At 67.0% G+C, this 17,282-nt stretch carries 20 protein-coding genes, 1 tRNA gene and 1 pseudogene; 9 read left to right on the top strand and 13 right to left on the bottom strand.

Going from position 1 to position 17,282, the window contains the following annotated elements:
* Positions 1-13 precede the first annotated feature (13 nt).
* From proB to rplU, 4 genes and pseudogenes are all read right to left on the bottom strand, one after another.
* Positions 14-1,129, bottom strand: coding sequence for a glutamate 5-kinase (gene proB, locus ACQY78_RS11910; RefSeq protein WP_428685859.1), 1,116 nt, complete (start codon positions 1,127-1,129; stop codon positions 14-16).
* Entirely contained in the window at positions 1,126-2,151 is a 1,026-nt protein-coding gene (obgE, locus tag ACQY78_RS11905) for a GTPase ObgE (RefSeq protein ID WP_428685857.1), read from the bottom strand. The genes proB and obgE overlap by 4 nt, the downstream gene beginning before the upstream one ends.
* 76 nt (positions 2,152-2,227) lie before the next feature.
* Complete coding sequence (gene rpmA, locus ACQY78_RS11900; protein ID WP_425067879.1) at positions 2,228-2,500, bottom strand: 50S ribosomal protein L27; 273 nt, start codon at positions 2,498-2,500, stop codon at positions 2,228-2,230.
* A gap of 28 nt (positions 2,501-2,528) precedes the next feature.
* Positions 2,529-2,822 (bottom strand): annotated as a pseudogene (rplU, locus tag ACQY78_RS11895) (50S ribosomal protein L21); the annotation flags it as partial.
* A 320-nt stretch (positions 2,823-3,142) separates the two neighbouring features.
* Between rplU and ACQY78_RS11890 the strand changes: the two are divergent.
* A tRNA-Ser gene (locus tag ACQY78_RS11890) sits at positions 3,143-3,232 on the top strand.
* 11 nt (positions 3,233-3,243) lie between these two features.
* Here the strand turns inward: ACQY78_RS11890 and ACQY78_RS11885 are convergent.
* From ACQY78_RS11885 to ACQY78_RS11855, 7 genes are all read right to left on the bottom strand, one after another.
* A complete protein-coding gene (locus ACQY78_RS11885; RefSeq protein WP_428685855.1) occupies positions 3,244-3,495 on the bottom strand; it encodes a helix-turn-helix domain-containing protein in 252 nt (83 codons plus the stop codon).
* A 5-nt stretch (positions 3,496-3,500) separates the two neighbouring features.
* Complete coding sequence (locus tag ACQY78_RS11880; protein ID WP_428685853.1) at positions 3,501-3,809, bottom strand: hypothetical protein; 309 nt, start codon at positions 3,807-3,809, stop codon at positions 3,501-3,503.
* A gap of 239 nt (positions 3,810-4,048) precedes the next feature.
* Positions 4,049-4,426, bottom strand: a complete 378-nt coding sequence (locus ACQY78_RS11875; RefSeq protein ID WP_428685851.1) for a VOC family protein — start codon at positions 4,424-4,426, stop codon at positions 4,049-4,051.
* 324 nt (positions 4,427-4,750) lie between these two features.
* Positions 4,751-5,455: a formylglycine-generating enzyme family protein gene (locus tag ACQY78_RS11870; RefSeq protein ID WP_428685849.1), complete on the bottom strand. Its 705-nt coding sequence runs from the start codon at positions 5,453-5,455 to the stop codon at positions 4,751-4,753.
* A 95-nt stretch (positions 5,456-5,550) separates the two neighbouring features.
* Complete coding sequence (locus ACQY78_RS11865; RefSeq protein WP_428685847.1) at positions 5,551-6,237, bottom strand: hypothetical protein; 687 nt, start codon at positions 6,235-6,237, stop codon at positions 5,551-5,553.
* Positions 6,234-7,022: a hypothetical protein gene (locus ACQY78_RS11860; protein ID WP_428685845.1), complete on the bottom strand. Its 789-nt coding sequence runs from the start codon at positions 7,020-7,022 to the stop codon at positions 6,234-6,236. The genes ACQY78_RS11865 and ACQY78_RS11860 overlap by 4 nt, the downstream gene beginning before the upstream one ends.
* A 14-nt stretch (positions 7,023-7,036) precedes the next feature.
* The gene (locus ACQY78_RS11855) at positions 7,037-8,458 is read right to left on the bottom strand and encodes a DUF2252 domain-containing protein (RefSeq protein WP_428685843.1); all 1,422 of its coding nucleotides are present in this window, start codon (positions 8,456-8,458) and stop codon (positions 7,037-7,039) included.
* Positions 8,459-8,645: 187 nt separating this feature from the next.
* Between ACQY78_RS11855 and ACQY78_RS11850 the strand changes: the two genes are divergently transcribed.
* The 3 genes from ACQY78_RS11850 to ACQY78_RS11840 all read left to right on the top strand — a co-directional run bounded on the left by ACQY78_RS11850 (position 8,646) and on the right by ACQY78_RS11840 (position 9,643).
* Positions 8,646-8,924, top strand: a complete 279-nt coding sequence (locus tag ACQY78_RS11850; RefSeq protein ID WP_428685841.1) for a hypothetical protein — start codon at positions 8,646-8,648, stop codon at positions 8,922-8,924.
* A 24-nt stretch (positions 8,925-8,948) separates the two neighbouring features.
* Entirely contained in the window at positions 8,949-9,164 is a 216-nt protein-coding gene (locus tag ACQY78_RS11845; protein ID WP_428685839.1) for a hypothetical protein, read from the top strand.
* 113 nt (positions 9,165-9,277) lie between these two features.
* The gene (locus ACQY78_RS11840; protein ID WP_428685837.1) at positions 9,278-9,643 is read left to right on the top strand and encodes a hypothetical protein; all 366 of its coding nucleotides are present in this window, start codon (positions 9,278-9,280) and stop codon (positions 9,641-9,643) included.
* A 55-nt stretch (positions 9,644-9,698) separates the two neighbouring features.
* On the opposite strand, the gene ACQY78_RS11835 is transcribed toward ACQY78_RS11840, so the two are convergent.
* Together ACQY78_RS11835 and ACQY78_RS11830 are read right to left on the bottom strand one after the other, a co-directional pair.
* A complete protein-coding gene (locus ACQY78_RS11835; protein ID WP_428685835.1) occupies positions 9,699-11,600 on the bottom strand; it encodes an ABC transporter substrate-binding protein in 1,902 nt (633 codons plus the stop codon).
* 472 nt (positions 11,601-12,072) lie between these two features.
* Complete coding sequence (locus ACQY78_RS11830) at positions 12,073-12,576, bottom strand: DUF2059 domain-containing protein (protein ID WP_428685833.1); 504 nt, start codon at positions 12,574-12,576, stop codon at positions 12,073-12,075.
* A gap of 280 nt (positions 12,577-12,856) precedes the next feature.
* Between ACQY78_RS11830 and ACQY78_RS11825 the strand changes: the two genes are divergently transcribed.
* From ACQY78_RS11825 to pncA, 5 genes are all read left to right on the top strand, one after another.
* Complete coding sequence (locus tag ACQY78_RS11825; RefSeq protein ID WP_428685831.1) at positions 12,857-13,429, top strand: NUDIX domain-containing protein; 573 nt, start codon at positions 12,857-12,859, stop codon at positions 13,427-13,429.
* A gap of 66 nt (positions 13,430-13,495) precedes the next feature.
* On the top strand, positions 13,496-14,512 hold the full coding sequence (locus ACQY78_RS11820; protein WP_428685829.1) for a hypothetical protein: 1,017 nt from the start codon (positions 13,496-13,498) through the stop codon (positions 14,510-14,512).
* 126 nt (positions 14,513-14,638) lie between these two features.
* Positions 14,639-15,505 carry a TauD/TfdA dioxygenase family protein gene (locus ACQY78_RS11815; protein ID WP_428685827.1) on the top strand — a complete coding sequence of 289 codons (867 nt, stop codon included), beginning with the start codon at positions 14,639-14,641 and terminating at the stop codon, positions 15,503-15,505.
* A gap of 121 nt (positions 15,506-15,626) precedes the next feature.
* The gene (locus ACQY78_RS11810; RefSeq protein ID WP_428685825.1) at positions 15,627-16,475 is read left to right on the top strand and encodes an enoyl-CoA hydratase/isomerase family protein; all 849 of its coding nucleotides are present in this window, start codon (positions 15,627-15,629) and stop codon (positions 16,473-16,475) included.
* Positions 16,476-16,539: 64 nt separating this feature from the next.
* Positions 16,540-17,271, top strand: a complete 732-nt coding sequence (pncA, locus tag ACQY78_RS11805; RefSeq protein WP_428685823.1) for a bifunctional nicotinamidase/pyrazinamidase — start codon at positions 16,540-16,542, stop codon at positions 17,269-17,271.
* Positions 17,272-17,282 lie beyond the last annotated feature (11 nt).

The raw sequence follows: 17,282 nt of genomic DNA, 5'->3' as shown, positions 1-17,282 counted from the left end.
AGGCTCCGTCGCTTCACTCGACCACGAGGTCGTCGCGGTGGACGATCTCGTCGCGGCCGCGGAAACCCAGCAAATGTTCGATCTCGACGCTCTTGCGGCCGGCGATGCGGCGCGCATCCTCGGCGGCATAGGCGACCAGGCCGCGCGCCAGCACGCGGCCGCCGCGATCCTTCACGTCAACCACGTCGCCGCGGCGGAACTCGCCGGCCACCGCGGTGACGCCGGCCGGCAGCAGGCTCTTGCCGGTCGACAGTGCGCGCACGGCGCCGTCGTCGACGACCAGTGTGCCGGCGGGCTTCAGCGAGCCCTTGATCCACTTCTTGCGCGCGGACAAAGGCGAGCCCTCGGGCAGGAACCAGCTGCAGCGCGCGGTGCCGTCGATCAGCGCGCCCAGCGCGCCGACGGTGCGGCCGTCGGCGATGGCCATGCGGCAGCCCGCGGCCATGGCGATGCGGCCCGCCATCAGCTTGGTCACCATGCCGCCGTTGGACATCTCGGATGCCGCGACGCCCGCCATCGCCTCGATCTCGGGCGTGATCTCGCGGATCTCGGGGATGAAGGTCGCCGAGGCGTCGCTGCGCGGGTCGCCGGTATAGAGACCGTCGATGTCGGACAGCAGCACCAGCGTGTCGGCCGAGATCATCTCGGCGACGCGCGCGCCCAGACGATCGTTGTCGCCGAAGCGGATCTCGTCGGTGGCGACCGTGTCGTTCTCGTTGATCACCGGGATGGCGCCCAGCCCCAGCAAGGTCGCCATGGTCTGGCGCGCGTTGAGGTAGCGGCGGCGCTCTTCCGAATCGTTCAGGGTGAGCAGGATCTGCGCGACCGTGATGCCGTGCCGCGCCAGCGCCTCCTGATAGGCCTGGGCGAGGCGGATCTGTCCGGTGGCGGCGGCGGCCTGGCTCTCCTCGAGACGCAGCGGCCCGGCGGCGAGCTTGAGATGCGTGCGGCCCAGCCGAATGGCGCCGGACGAAACCAGTACGACCTCGCAGCCGCCTTTGTGCAGGCGCGCGACGTCACCGGTCAGCGCCTCGAGCCAATCGCGCCGGACCTCGCCCTTCGTCTCGTCGACCAGGATCGAGGAGCCGATCTTGACGACCAGCCGCCGCGCGCCGGCAAGGGGTGTCATGCCGCGTCCCGGGAGGGCGAGCGCTGCTTGTCGACCAGCTTCATCAGCTCGTGCAGCAGCGGCGTCACACCCTGGCGGGAGACCGCGGAGATGACGTGCACCGTCTTGCGGCTGACCTTGGCAAGCTGGGCGCGCTTGGCCTCGATGTCTTCGGCCGTCATGGCGTCGGTCTTGTTCAGCGCCAGGATTTCCTTCTTGCGCGCCAGGTTGCCGCCATAGGCCTTGAGCTCGGTCCGCACGGTGCGATAGGCGCCGGCGACGTCGTCCTGCGTGCCGTCGACCAGATGCAGGAGCGCGCGGCAGCGCTCGACATGGCCCAGGAAGCGCGTGCCGAGGCCGGCGCCTTCATGGGCGCCCTCGATCAGGCCCGGAATGTCGGCCATCACGAACTCGCGCGCGTCGGAGCCGTCGCCCACTTTCACCACGCCGAGGCCGGGATGGAGCGTCGTGAACGGATAGTCGGCGATCTTGGGCCGCGCGTTGGTGTTGGTGGAGAGGAACGTCGACTTGCCGGCGTTGGGCAGCCCGACCAGGCCGATGTCGGCGATCAGCTTGAGGCGCAGCCACAGCGCGAGCTCCACGCCCGGCCAGCCGGCATCGGCGCGGCGCGGCGCACGGTTGGTCGAAGTCTTGTAGTGCAGGTTGCCGTAGCCGCCGTCGCCGCCCTTGGCGATGGTCACGCGCTGGCCGATCTCGGTCATGTCGGCCAGAAGGGTCTCGTTGTCCTCAGCGAAGATCTGCGTGCCGCGGGGCAGGCGCAGCACGATGTCCTTGCCGGCGCCGCCGGTGCGCTGGCTGCCCATGCCGTGATGGCCGGTCTCGGCCTTGAAGTGCTGGGCGTAGCGATAGTCGATCAGCGTGTTGAGGCCGTCGACGCATTCGGCGATCACGTCGCCGCCGCGCCCGCCGTCGCCGCCGTCCGGTCCGCCGAACTCGATGAACTTCTCGCGGCGGAAGCCCGCGCAGCCGGCACCGCCGTTGCCGGAGCGGACGTAGATCTTGGCCTGGTCGAGGAACTTCATGAGATGGGGTCCAGAAACGAAAAAGGGGGAACGGCGAGCCGCTCCCCCTTCAAAAATCCAATGGGATGAAACGGCGTTATTCGGCGGCCAGTGCCGGCGCCGGGAGAACGTTCACTTCGACCTTGCCGCCCGAGCGGGTGCGGAACGACACGACGCCGTCGGCGGTGGCGAACAGCGTGTGGTCGCGGCCGAGGCCGACATTCTCGCCCGGGTTCATCTTGGTGCCGCGCTGGCGGACCAGGATGTTGCCCGAGATGACCTTCTCGCCGCCGAAACGCTTCACGCCCAGGCGCTTGCCGTCGGAATCGCGGCCGTTACGCGAGGAGCCGCCTGCTTTCTTATGTGCCATCGTCCTACTCCGGTCGCTCTGCTCAGGCGACGATCTGTTCGATCTTGACCACCGTCAGGTCCTGACGGTGACCGTTCTTGCGCCGCGAGTTCTGGCGACGGCGCTTCTTGAAGATGATCACGTGCTCGCCGCGGGCCTGCTTGACGATCGAGCCAACGACCTTGGCGCCCTCGACGACCGGCGCGCCGATCTTGTCGCCGACCATCAGCACGTCGGTGAATTCGACCTTGGTGCCGGCCTCGCCGTCGATCTTCTCGACCGTCAGCTGGTCGTCGGCGGCGACCGTGTATTGCTTACCACCCGTGCGGATAACGGCGATCATGATGACACCCGGCTTGAGGTTTCCCGGCGCAAAATGCCGAAAAACACGAAAGAACGCGGCGGACCCGCAGGGCCCGCCGAAGAAGCGCGGAATATACGCACGCCGGCCCTTGAGTCAATGTCGGAGACGGGCGGGCCGATGCCGGGCTCACGGAACGTCCCTGAGGCCGGAAAGTCAATGTTTTCAGGGCGCTCGGCCGGGATCGCCTTGCTGCGGCGCCAACAGGGACGCGTTCGGGGGCCTTTTTTCCCGCAGCCCCGCTGTTCCTCGCGGGAAGCTGTTGCTCCTCCAAAGACGCCCGCCTATAAACCCGCGCGCCCGGAGGGGTGCTAGAGTGGTCGATTAGGACAGTCTCGAAAACTGTTGTGCGTGCAAGCGTACCGTGGGTTCGAATCCCACCCCCTCCGCCATATATCGCCGATTACGCTCCATCTCCCGCTATCGCGCCCGGAGGCAGCGTCGTTTCGTCGTCTGGCTCGAACGCCAGAATGTCCCCCGGCTGACAATCGAGGTAGCGGCAGATCGCGTCCAATGTGTTGAAGCGTATGCCTTTGACCTTGCCCTGCCTGAGCAGGCTGAGATTGGCCTCGGTGATGCCGATATATTCGGCCAGTTCCTTCGACTTCACATTGCGCCGCGCCAGTATGACCGCAAGGCTCACCTTGATGGGCATGGCGATCAGACGAACTGGCTGTTTTCTTCGGCGAGGGCGGCCGCCTTTCCCATGGCCCAGGCCAACGCCGCCACCACGCCTGCAAACAGCGCCAGGATCATCACGTCGGAGCTGATCTCGATCGCGATCTGCTTCGGATCGCCGTTCCAGCTGAGCGCCAGCATGAAGAGCATGCCCGCCAAGGGCTTCGTCAATGGGCTCAACCCGGCGCCCAGAGCGAAATCGCGCAGCCCGGACGTCTTCGGGCAGCCGCAACCGAAATAAACGAAACAACTGAAACGCACATGCCCTGGACGCGCTTCCGGGGGCGGCATCTACCCTTAGCGTCGTAAGCGCAGCGAAACCTAATATAGAGGGCGTAGAAGCTGGCGGCCGCGTGCCGCTAACCAAGCCCGAGATAGAAGAATTGGGGCTCGCGTTATCGGCGGGCAGGCCGTCGAATTTGTGACCAGCCGGCTCAATAGGCCGACCGATCCTGTTGCGAGGCCCTCAGCCGAAAGCCGCATGATCCTGGCCAGGCTGCTGCGGCTGAGGGCCGTCCTTGTCGAGCGGGTTAGCCGCGGTGCAAAGCGCAAATCTTGTTGCCGTATGGATCGCGCAGATAGCAGAGATAGAGTCTCGTCGCTCCGCCCTCGCGCCAGCCGGGCGGGTCCTCGATGGTCTTGCCACCGTTCGCGACGCCCGCATCGTGGAAGGCTTTCACTTTTTCGGGGCTGTCGCAGGTGAAACCGATTGTGCCGCCGTTGGCATGGGTGGCCGCGTTGCCGTCGATGGGCTTGCTGAGTCCCAAGGTGCCGGTGGGGGTGCGATAGAAGACTCTGCCCTTGGGATCGATCTTGCCTTCCGGCACGCCGATCGCTCCGAGCACAGCATCATAGAACTTTTTCGAAACAGCAACGTCGTCCGCGCCGACGAAAATATGCGAGAACATCTCCAAACCTCTCCCTTATCCGATCGGTACTCCCGAGGACCTGACTGGCCTCGGTGCCGAACGTTCCACACGACCGATCACTCGCATATCCGGGTTGCCCAAACCAAGGACTGGACGACCATTCAAACTGCTGAGCGATAGAAGAAGCCCAAGGAGGCAGACGAGGACGGCGGGCGCTCGTAGGGCGAGGCTGATGTGGGGGGTGACGCAAGACGCGTGTGCTCGTCGCCCGGCGACATCGTCAAGCCGTGTATAAACGAAATGAACGAAATAAACGAAACAGTCGAAACGACTCTGCCCGGTCGCGATTCCGGGGGACTGGCCTCAACCCTTGGGGTCGTAAGCGCAGCGAAACCCTATATAGAGGGCGTAGAAGCTGGCGGCCTTCCACTGGGCGCCGTCGGCGCGGGCCTGTGCCGGACCGTACCACCAGGATCCGCCGGCGGTGAGGGCCTCGTCCCCGCGCCGGTCCGCCAGCCACTCCCAGACGTTGGCGCCCATGTCGTAGAGCCCGTTGACGCCGCGTCTGGTGGTCGCGACCGCAACATGCGCCCGGCGGTTGTTGTTCATGCCGTCGGGGGCGTCGCCCACCGGATACGGGTAGGTCTGCCCGCGCACGTAGCCGTCGGTCGGGCGTTCGCGTTGCTCGGTGTAGGCGGCGCTTCGCCACTCCGCGAGGGTCGGCAGACGGCCGCCGACATGCCGGCAGAAGGCCTCGGCCTCGGCCCAGGTCACGTGCACGGCGGGCTCGGAGTCCTGGCCGGGCTGGCCCTGCGGATGCTCGTAGGTCCAGCCCTGCCGCCGCGTCCATCCGCCGGTGTATTCGAAGCCACCGCCCTCGCGCTCGGCCGCCGTTCGTAACGACGTGGCGCGGGCGAAGGCCCGAAACTGGCCGATCGTCACTTCGGTCGCATCGATGCCCATTCCACCGATGCGCACGGGCTCCGGCCGTTGTGCGAGACAGGGGACGGCAGTGGCGATCGCGGCCGCAACGGAAGCGATAACGATCGTAAGGCGCGAACGGATCATGGGCGTCGTGTTTCGTGCGTTTGAAGGGCAGCGGACCTGCCGCGCCGGAGCGTAGGTCGTGCCGCCGGCCGGCCGCAAGATGGCGCGGTCGCGGGCTACGGCACGCTTCTCTCCGTCTGCCGTCCGTCGCCTTCCTTCTTCAGGCTCGTGACCAGCAGGTAGACGCTGATCAACAGCGCCCAGAGCGGGAAGACGATGAAGGTCCAGTCGATCCACGGGCTGGCGAACAGCAGGAACAGTCCCATCGCGAAGCCGGGCGCCGCCAGCCAGCGTGCGATGAAGGCGGTGCGGAGCGCGATCGTCGAGGTGATCAGCATGAACATGCCCGCCATCCGGATCGCATAGACGTTGACCAGCGTGTAGGCGAAGGCGCGCGCCAGGGCGAAGGCGGGCGAGTCGCCGAGCGCTCCCGGATGGGCGACATGGACCAGGACGATGGCCCCGAACACGGCGCTTGCCACGAACATCAGGACGAGGAAGAGAAGCCCGCTGCCCAGGAAGACCGTGGCGAACAGGCGGTCCTCGGCCTCGGCCAGGCGGTCGCGCACCACGCCGATGAACCACAGGAAGGCGACACCGGCGAACGGGATCAGGTTGATCGCGAGCACGACCCGATCGAGGCCGTTGGCCAGCCACGTGCCGTGCTCCGCTGAGTCCCGCGGGACCGCCGACAGCAACAGCAGGAACGCGAGGGTCAGCAGGCCGGAGAACAGGATGCCGGCGACCGCCGCGGCCCGCGGCGTGCGCAGCCTGCCGCGCGTCAACGGCACCGGCGGTGTCATGGCCGGCCGGCGGGGAAGGCGTCGATCGTGGCCGCCGCGTTGACGAGCGGCTGCTGACTCACCCGGATGAAGCCGCTGCCCGGCCGGTCGATGTCCTGGATCAGCAGCACCATCGTCGCCACGAGCAGGCCGGTGATGTGGACGGGCACGCGCGTTCGCTTCGATTCGACGCCGCTGCCGTAGCCGGCGAAGCCGATGCCCATGACGCACATGGCGTAGAGGGCGGCGATGACGATGAGGGGCAGGCGGTTGGTCATCGCCGACAGGCGCTTCTCCTGGTCGTCGATCATCTCGTTCAGCGACTGGATGAAGAGCCCCGTCGGCACCATCGCATTGTCTTTCGCCGCCACCGCCTGGGCCTGCCGCCAGAGCGCCTCCTGCAGAAGGTTGGACGGCGCGATCGCCCCATCGAACTCGGCGCGGCCGATCGGGCCGCGGGCGAGATCGAGGCGGATCTGGACGTAGTCGCGCAGCAGTTTCACGGACTCGCGGTCATGCGGCGCCGGCAGCAGGCGGGCCCGCAGCGCCGTCGTGCCGATCGCGGCGGCCTCGGTCACGGCCCCGTCGCGCCGGGCTTCGAAGCGCGCCAGGGCCATCGAGAAGGTGAACCCGATCATGAGCGCCAGCAGGCCCAGGATGGCGCCTTCCAGGGTCGACACCGCCGACGCGCCCTGCCGGGCAGCCCGCACCCCGAGCCAGTGCCCCGCTTCACCTGCACCTACGATCAGCACCAGGCTGACGGCGAAGATCGCGAGCAGGGAGTGGGCGTCGATGTCGAACGGCATCGTCGGCGCCCGCGCTAGCGGTCTTCCTCGAGATGGACCTTGATCCGGCCGGCGGCGACCGCCGCTTTCAGCAGGGCATGGTCGCGCTCGGTCTGGTCGGCATAGGCCACCGCGAACTTCACCATGGCCTCGTCGAACGCCTCGCTCGTGCCGAGGTAGCCCGCGATCAGCCAGGGATGGCTGGCGCGCCCGTGCGCCCGCGCCAGCGCCCAGCCGCAGGCCTTGCCGAAAAGCAGCAGCATCTTGCGGTCGAAGGTCTCGACCAGGGGCTTGATCTTGGCGTCGCGCAGCTGGCGGACGTAGAGGTCGTTGCCGCGCAGGCCGGTCGCCCAGCCCAGGAAGATGTCCGACGACGACTGCATCAGGCGCTGGCCCTGGACCACGCGCTGTCCGGCATGGCCGTAGCCGCTCTTGCCGGCATAGGGCTCCAGCACCGAGGGCACGGCCTCCTTGAACTGGAGGAACAGCGGCTGGTTCGACGATGACATCAGCAGGCCGATCGAGCAGTAGCGGCCGACGCTGCCGATGCCGACCACCTTCATGGCGACGTCGACCAGGCGATAGCGGTCGAGCAGCGCCTTGCGATCGTCGGACAGCGTGTCGCGGTAGCTGGCAAAGGCCTTGTCCACCGCCTCCCGGAAACCTTCGGCGCGCGTGAACTCCGGGTGGAAGATCAGCGGTGGCTGATCCTTGATCTGGATCTGGCCGCCGACCATTTCCGCCAGCTTGGGGAAATCGATGTCCGAGGCCCGCTCTTCCTGCGCCGCCTCGACCCGGCGCTGCACGCGCTTCCTGAACTGCGGATCGTCGGTCAGGCCGTACAACTCCTCCGGTCCGATCCTTGTGTACCAGGCCTCCAGTGGACTCATCTCGGCGACGTCGCGCAGGCGCTCGCGGTAGCTGCGGGCGGCGGCCCTGGCCGCGTCACGCCCCGCCGCTTCCGACAGGCCGTTCGACCGCGCCGCCAGCACGAACGAGGCGACCAGCCGCTTGAGGTCCCATTCCCAGGGCGCCGGCAGGGTCTCGTCGAAATCGTTGATGTCGAAGTTGATGCTGCGCTCGGGCGTGGCGAAGCCACCGAAGTTCAGCAGGTGACAGTCGCCGCAGGCCTGCACGTGAACGCCTGTCGAGGGCGTGGCCGCAAGGTCGGCGGCCATCACCGAGGCCGCCCCTCGATAGAAGGTGAACGGCGATTGCAGCATGCGGCCGTAGCGGATCGGCAGCAGGTCGGTCTGGCGCCCCTCGTCGGAGGCCCTGAGAATCTCCAGCGGGTCGCGGCGGTCCCGGGAACGCTTCCATTCGCCCTGGCTGGTGCGCGGAACCGAGTCGCGCAGCCGCTTTCCGGCGGTAACGAGGTCGTCGGCCGGCACCGAGTGCACGGGACGCTCGAGTTCGGGAACGGTCGGCCGGGCGCGCAGCTTGGTCACGTTGGTCATGGACGGCATCCTTCGAGACGCGAGGGTCCGCGCCGCCGCCGCAGAATAAGGCCGGCCCGCACGGCCGTTCTTGACACATGTCAAGGGCTGGCCGGTGCCGTTCGGCCGGCTGCCTCCCTTGTCGTGCATCCGTTGTCGGGGCGGGCGCGTTCACCGGGGCCGAACCATCAGCCCCCTGGAGGATTTCATGGCGCAGACGCCCAAAAAGCCCGACCCGAACGAGGCCTCGGCCAGTTACAGCGGCACCGAACAAGCCAAGTACGCGCGTCGCGAGGAGAAGCAGAAGACGGGCGTCTATGGCGCCGAGGCGGACGAGGGGCCGGGCTACAAACGCGAGGACGCGGAGAAAGGCGGCCGCTACGGGCAGGAACGCACCGTGGAACGCCCGGAGCGCGACGAGGGCAGTTCCGAGACGGAGGTGCCCCCGGCGGACCGGAAAGTGGATAAGGTGCCGGACCGCAAATGATGCCGCTTTTCGGCAGGAGAGTTCATGGGCAAGCCGATTTCCGAAGCCAAGAAGGCGATCTTCCTGCAGCGCGCCGAAGCGCGGCTGGCCTTCGCCCGCAACCTGCCGGACGGCGACGCTAACCGGGACGCCAAGATCCGGGAGGCGGAGAAGGCGCTGCAGACCGCGCTCGCCTCCAAGATCGGCCCGGTGCGCAAGGCCGCCAAGGCGGGGACGCCGCGGAAGAAGCGCGCCAGATGAACGCCCGTCGAAAGGGGATCTGCCTTCGAAACGGCGCGATTTCGACACCGAAAATGGTTAGAATTCAGCGTAAGTTCGCGTGTTTGTGCCACCTTCCGGTGAGGGAAAGTCCGATGCTGAAGAAATTTGCTGTGGCCGCCCTGATCGCTCTTCTTCCCGCCGCGCCTGCTCTCGCGGAGCCGGCCATCTTCACCTGGACGGGCTACGGGCTGAACGTGCCCGGCAGCGGCAAGTGCCCGACCTACAAGATGACGATCAAGGTGACGGTCGTCGGCACCGACATCGATGGCTGGTTCCAGCAGGAAGGCCGCCCCGAGCGCGGCTTCAAGGCGACGCTCGGGCCCGACATGAAGTTCAAGTCGACGGCCGTCGTCGGCGGCGGCAACAAGATGGACGTGGTGGGCTCTCTGAAGCCCGGCGCCTCGACCATCATGCTCGACGGCTACTGCCTGTTCGAGGGCCCGCTCAAGCCCCAGTGACCAAGCCCAAAGTGATGGACCCCGCGATCGTTCTCTCCGACCGGCCTCTGGATCGCTAGCTGGCGATCCAGAACGTGTCGGGCTCATAGAGGCCGATATAGCCGCCCGGATCCCAGGCCCAGTAGCCCTTCTCCGGCACGTTGCGCACCTTCTTGGCCACCGTAACCGGCTGGCGCACTTCGTTCACCGTCCCGATCGAGAAGACCTCCTCGGCATTCACCGCCAGGATCTCCTCCCACGCCTTGCGCCGTTCGGCGGCGTCGACCGACTGCTCCCACTTGTGCAGCAGCTCGAGCAGGTGCTTGCCGACTTCCATGTCGCAGGGCTCGCCCTGCTTGCCCTTCGACTCGATGTAGAGACCCCATTTCGGCCATTGCAGCCCGCCCTGCATCACCGGCGTGAACTCGCGCGGGCTGGTGTCGGCGGTCGGCGCGGCCGTGGTCATGCCGGCATAGGCGGTCATGATCGCCTCGCCGGAGGTGGTGCGCAGCCGGAAATTGTCGGTGGTCTGCGGCTTCAGCAGCGCCTTGATCCCGACCTTCTTCCATTGGTCGACGACCAGGGTCATCGTGTCGACCTCGTCGGATTTCTCGCTGGAATGCTCGATCACGAACATCGCCGGCTGGCCGTTGGGCAGCAGGCGGATGCCGTCGCCGCCCTTCTTGGCGAGCCCGATCTCGTCGAGCAGCTTGTTGGCCGCCTTGACGTCGTGGCCCGCCCACTTGGTGGCGTACTCCGGCTTGAACAGCGGCGAGCGCGGCATGATCGTGTTGGCCGAGGGCTTGGCCATGCCGCCATAGACGACCTCGCTCAGCTCGTGCCGGTCGATCGCCAGTGACAGCGCGCGGCGGAAGCGGACGTCGCGGTTGAGCTTGCGCCAGGTCTCGTCGTTGGCGTTCATGTTGGGATAGAAGGCGACCTCCGAGCCCGAGCCCTTCTCCCACAACAGCGCCTTGATGCCGGAGGTCTTGGCGGCGTCGCGCAGGAAGGTGTAGTCGCGCAGGCCGAGATAGCGCGGTTGCAGGTCGGATTCGCCGAGTCCCGCCTTGGCCGGAATCAGGTTGGCCGCCACCACGGTCATGATCACGTCGTCGATGTAGGGCAGCTGCTGGCCCTTGCTGTCGATGCGGTGGAAGTAGGGATTGCGCACGAACACGAAGCGCTGGGCTGGCGGCACCGTGGTGAGGACCCATGGGTTGAGCGTCGGCAGGTCGACGTTGCTGTTGCCGTACATCGCGTCCTGGCGCTTGAACACGTTGGACCAGCGGCTGCCCTTGTAGAGCTTGAGGATGTCCTCCTCGGCCGTGTACTTGCCGTGGAGCTTCTTCAGGTAGTGGGCCGGGCGGAACAGGAACAGCGGGGCGGCGCGCGCCTGGCTCTCGATGAAGTCGGGGTTGGGCTTGTCCCAGCTGTAGCGGATCGTCACCTCGTCGAGGATCTCGACCTTGGGCGGCTTGCCCTCGACCAGCAGCTCGACCGAGGGACCGTTGGGCGACAGATCCTTGTTGTTGGCGATGTCCTCCCAGAAGAAGCGGAAGTCCTCGGTAGTGAAGGGATGGCCGTCCGACCATTTGTGCCCGGCGCGCAGCTTCAGGGTGAACTCGCGGCCGTCCTTGACCTCGTAGCTTTCGAGGATGTCGGGATGCAGCTTGAACTTGTCGTCGTACACGATCAGCCGTGTGTAGCTGTAGATCGTCATCAAACGGGTGTCGCGCGTGGCCGCGACCAGCATGTTGAGCTGGCCGCCGTGTTTGCCGATGCCGTCGGCGCCCGAGAAGCTCTCGAGAACGCGTGGCTGCTTCGGCAGGCGCTCGGCCACCGGCGGCAGGCCACCCGACTTGACCTTCTCGCGCAGACCCGGCGTTTCCTGCAGGGGCGGCAGATTCGCGGCAAAGGCCGGGACGCTGCGCGCCACCAGCCCCATCAACAGCGCCTGCGTCAGAACACGTCTCTTCATCGCCAGCCCCATTGTTTGCCCATCCACCCAATGCTCCCGCGCACAGTATGATGCACAACTAAGGCAGAAATCGTCGACTTTCTGAAGAATCGGGCCGGGAAGAATAGACGCACGTCGGCCATCGCCCGGCCCTCTGTGCCCTGCGCACCGCGGTTCCTGCATGGCTTCCAGCCAAAGCGCTGGAATTGTGGTTCCGCGAGGGGCAGGCACACGCGGTAGCGTGTGCATGGGGCGGCAACCCCGAGATTGCCTTGTCCTGCCGGGCTGAGGCGAAGGTCGAGCGCCCCAAGGCCGAGCCGAGCCCCGGTTCTGGAGCGGCGACCTCGTCGTCATGCTGGCCGGATTGGGATTCCTGGTCGCGAGCACAGGCCTCGCCCCCTATCTCCTGGCGTTGTTCTCCCCCACGTAATCGCTCGCACCGCCGCTCGAGGCTGTAGGCCTCGAACGGCTTCACGTCGATCCTGGGCAAGGATTAGCTCTTGTTCGTCTTCAGCTTGCGCTTCTCCAGCTCGGGCTGGAGCTTGATCATGACCTCCATCGCGATCTTCTGGCCGAAGGTCTGGGCCACCGTCATGCTCTCGGAGACGATCTGGGGCATCTCCTTGACCATCTTGCGGCCCACCGGCGAGTCGTAGAAGGCGGTGACCTCGGTCAGCTCGTCCTTGGTGAAGTGCTGCGCATAGACGGCGGCCATGGCATCGATCAGGGGCGGGAGCTGCTTGGTGAACTCGGCTTGCATGAGACCGATCACTTCATTGATCTCCGCCGTCTTGCCGGGATTGGCCTGTTCGAGGCCGGCCCTCTGCGCATTCAGAATGGCGGTCGCCATCTGCTGGCCGATCGCGGCCGAGCCGGACTTCTCCAGGAAGACCTTGGCCTGGGCGAGCGCGGCGGAATCGACGGGCTTCGGCGCCTGGGCCAATGCGGGGGTGGCGACGGCGAGGGCTAGAGCAAACAACAGGGTGGGAAGACGCATGGTTTTCCTTCATTTCTCGTGAGCGATCTGGAAGCCGCCTCCGCCGCGACAGGCGGGAAGGCCAAAGGCAATGCCCGCCGGACCGTCGTGGTTCCCGAGAAGAATGGATGACGGTCGAGCATCTTCGGCTCGTCAGCATGGGAGTGGGGCAGGGTCGAGCAGGGGGCTCGGGACGTGGCGAAACCAGCGCGCCGAACGGGAGGCCAGATTGGGTCCGGGATAGTTGCTGCGCGCCGCTCGAACGGGCCTACGATGGGTCTCCCGAGAGTAGAGGCCACCCATGACGCCCACCAAAAAAGGCCCCTGGACCATCCTGTCCGCCGAGGACGTCTACGAGAACCCGTGGATCCGGGTCACCCATCACGAGGTGCTGACGCCGTCGCAGACGCCCGGGATCTACGGGCTGCTGCACTACAGGAACCTCGCCATCGGGGTCGTGCCGGTCGATGCCGAGGGCCACACCTATCTGGTCGGCCAGTATCGCTTTCCGCTCGATGCCTACAGCTGGGAGATTCCCGAGGGCGGCGGAGCGCACGGCGTCGATCCGCTGGACTCGGCGGCGCGCGAGCTGCGCGAGGAGACCGGGCTCACGGCGCGGCACTGGCGCAAGCTGCTCGAGGCCGATCTCTCCAACTCGGTCTCCGACGAGCGCGCCGTGGCCTATCTCGCGTGGGGCCTGGTGCAGGGCGAGGCCGAGCCGGAAGCCACCGAGGAGCTGGCGGTGAAGCGCGTGCCGCTCGCCGAGGCGTTCCGCATGGTCGAGGCCGGCGAGATCCGCGATGCGCTGAGCGTGCTGTCGCTGCAGGCCGTCCGCATCCTGCAGATCGAAGGAAAGCTCGACCTGTCGGCGTGAGCGCTCGAAGCGTGACGACGCCGCGGCCGGCGACGTTGACAGGATGGGGAGAATTTCTCACATCCTTTGCCACTTATGGGACCTCTGAACCGCCCGATCATCGCCCTGCGGCGCTGGGGCGCCGGCGACACCGCCCGACGGGTGCGGGCGTTGCTGCCGCGCCCGCTGCGCACGATCCTTCACCGTGCCCGCAAGTCGGTCGCCCGCATCCCGCTGCGCATCGTCCTGCCGCTGCCGCCGGGGCAGGGGCGGGCGACGCCGGTGCGGGTCGTCGTCTTCGGCGCCTTCGCCGACAACTGGCTGGACCGCCTGTCCGAGCCACGGGCCTGGCGGGCCTGTCCGGCGGTGGGGGAGGTCGTGCTGTGGCCCGACGATCCGGCGCGGCCGTGTCCGGAGCCTCTGCCCGCCGACATCCGTACCCTCGTCATTCCCCTGTCGGAGGACAATATCGTCAACCGTCCGCGCAGCCTCGCGGCACTGGCGCCCGACGACCGCGCGGTCGCCACCTTGCGCAACAAGGCGTGCTTCGCCGCCTATGTCGAGGCGGAGGGGCTGGGCGACCTCTGCCCCGCCACCTATGCGACGCGCGGGCAGGTCGCCTTTCCCTGCATCGTGAAATACGTGACGGCGGCCTTCGGCTTCGGCAGCCGGATCCTGCGCTCGGACCGCGAGCTCGACGACTTCCTGCGCAGCGAACCGTGGGACGGCGGCAGGTTCGTCGTCCAGCAGGTCGTCGAGGGCCCGCTCGAATATTCGACCCACTGCGTATGCAAGGCCGGCCGCCCCTTGTGGTCCGCGACCTTCGCCTTCGAGACCGAGGACGGGCAGGAGATCCGGCGCGGCGTCGACTTCCGGTCGATGACCGCGGTCGCTTGCCCCTCCGGCGCGGGGACGGCGATCGAGCGCCTGCTCCTGCCCCTTGGCTATGACGGCCCCTGCAGTGTCGACTACACACTCCGGCCCGACGGCGCGATCGCGGTGTTCGAGATCAACCCGCGTTTCGGCGGCACGCTCATGCTGGAAGAGAACCTGCCCCAGCTCCAGCAGGCCCTGGCCTGCATCGTCGACAACGCCGCCCGCTGACCGCTGAGGGCCGCGCCCGCGCTTAACCGCCCCTGGAGCCGAGGTGCGAACGTTGCTCGCATCGCTCGTTGCGGGGCTCGGCGCGGTGATCCTATGGTCGGGCGAAACCCCGGAGGCTCGCGCGCCATGTCCCAGCTCTCTTACGAAGCGCTCCATCCCGAGTTCGGCGTCCGCTTGCGCGGCGTCGATGTCGGCACGCCGCTTTCAACTGATCTGGTCGCGGAGATCAACGCGGCGATCGATCGCTACTCGTTCGTCTGCTTTCCCGGTCAGTCAATGGACGACGAACGCCAGCTCGCGCTGACGCGGCAACTCGGCAAGCCGGAGCCCAGCCATACCAGCGTCGGCAAGGTCGAGTATTTCGGCACCATCGGCAACGTGCAGAAGGACGGCACGGTGCTGGGCAATTCTCACAAGAAGACGATCTTCCTGACCGGCAACAACATGTGGCACTCCGATGCCTCGTTCAAACCGGTGCCGGCTTTCCTCTCGGTGATGTGCGCTTACGAGACGCCGGCCGAGGGCGGCATCACCATGTTCGTCTCCCTGCGCGCCGCTTACGACCGCCTCTCGCCCGAGCGCAAAGCGGAGCTCGAGCCGCTGATCGCGATCCACGACTACGTCCATTCGCGTTCCAAGGTTGCGCCCGATGCGGTGTCGCCCGAACTGGCGGCCTCGCTGCCGCCGGTGCGCCAACGGCTGGTCCGGACCAACCCGGCGACGGGAGCGAAGAACCTGTTCCTCGGCAGCCACGTGCGCGAGATCGAGGGCATGGACCCGGCCGCCGGCCGTGCCCTGATCGATGCGCTGACCGACGAGGCGATCCGGCCCGAGCATGTCTACCATCACGCCTGGCAGCCGGGCGATGTCGTGTTCTGGGACAATCGCTGCCTGCTGCACGCCGGCAGCGGCTACGACGCCGACCGCCACCGCCGCTACATGCGCCAGACCCGCGTCAGCGGCACCTGCTCATCACTGGACGAGGCCGCCTGAACGCGCCTCGCCGGGCAAGGGCAGGCGTCATCTGAAAGACGCTGCGAAACTGCACCCATGACGGTGGACTTGCGCCGGTCGATACTCCGCGTTCGCCCGATCAGCAGTGGAGGAAACACGCATGGCGCCGAAGCTTGTCGACTACCTGTCCTATGAGCCCGAGGAGAACGGAATCCTCTGGATCAGGTTCAACCGCCCGGACCGGCTCAACGCGCTCGTCGGGACGGCGGAGGAGAACGGCACCGTCGCCAAGGTCGGCGAGTACATGCGTGCCGGCGACGACGATCCGAAGATCCGCGTGATCGTGCTCACCGGCGTCGGCCGCGTATTCTGTGCCGGCGCCGACCTGCGCTCGAAGATGCCGGTGGAGGTGACGGGCGAGGAGTTCCCCGGCAACCGCGGCTCGCACGAGGGGCCCGATGCCGCGCGTCAGCACTTCTTTCACGGCTTCACCAAGCTCCACCGCGACATCTCGCTGATCCGCAAGCCGACCATCGCGATGATCAACGGCCCGGCGGTCGGCTCGGGCATGGACATGGCGCTTCACTGCGACATCCGCATCGGCTGCGAGAAGACCCGCTTCATCGGCTACCAGAATGCCGGCCAGATCATTGAGAATGGCGGCTCCTACTATCTGCCGAAGATGGTCGGCCTCGGCCGGGCGCTCGAATTCGCCTACACCGGCGAGCTCGACGCGGACCGCGCCTATAACTGGGGTATGCTCAATCACCTCGTGGCGTCGGACAAGCTTGAGGAGACCACGCGGGCGTTGTGCGACCGCATCATCAAGGTGCCGCCGCTGGTGCAGTGGGTCGGCAAGCGCATCATGCGCGCGGCCCTCGACAGCACGATGGAGACCACCATGGTCCTCACCTCGAATGCCGGCGGCATCCTGAACGGCTCCGAGGATGCCAAGGAAGCGCGCCGCGCCTTCGCCGAGAAGCGCCCGCCGGCCTTCAAGGGCCAGTGATGCCGGTCGCCTCTTCGGCTCGGAGGCGCTAGACTGCTGCATCATCCAGCATCGGAGGATGGCCATGACATCGAACATGACTCGCCTGTCGCGCCGCGGCTTCGTGCGGTCGGCAGTCGCTCTCGGCGTGGTCGGCGGAACGATCTCGCCGCTCCTCGCCGCTGATCCGATCAAGCCCGGCGCCAACAGCGCCCTCATCGTCATCGACGTCCAGAACTGCTTCATCGACGGCGGCACGTTGCCGGTGAAGGGCGGCGCCGAGGTCGTGCCGATCATCAACAAGCTGGCCGGCGCGTTCCAGAACGTCGTCGTGACGCAGGACTGGCACACGCCGGGCCACGCCTCGTTCGCCAGTGCGCATACGGCCAAGAAGCCATTCGAGACGGTCGGGCTCCCCTACGGCACGCAGGTCCTGTGGCCCGACCATTGCGTCCAGGGCTCCGACGACGCGGCGCTGCACAAGGACCTAAAGCTGCCGACGGCGCAGCTCGTCATCCGCAAGGGCTTCAACAAGGGCGTCGACAGCTACTCGGCGTTCGAGGAGGCGGATCGCAAGACCACGACGGGGCTCGCGGCCTATCTCAAGGCGCGCGGCATCGACACCGTCTTCCTGACCGGCCTCGCCACCGATTTCTGCGTCGCCTGGACGGCGCTGGACGCCCGCAAGCTCGGCTTCACCACCTACGTGATCGAGGACGCCACCCGCGCCATCGACCTCAATGGCTCGCTGGCCGCTTCCTGGAAGGAAATGACGGCGGCCGGCGTCAAGCGCATCCAGGCGAGCGACATTTCCTAGCGTTCACACCG

Origin of the sequence: Reyranella sp. (genome assembly GCF_965279625.1) — a bacterium.
Lineage (GTDB): Bacteria > Pseudomonadota > Alphaproteobacteria > Reyranellales > Reyranellaceae > Reyranella.
The sequence above is the reverse complement of the archived record's forward strand: the minus strand, read 5'-3'. Positions and strand labels throughout refer to the sequence as shown.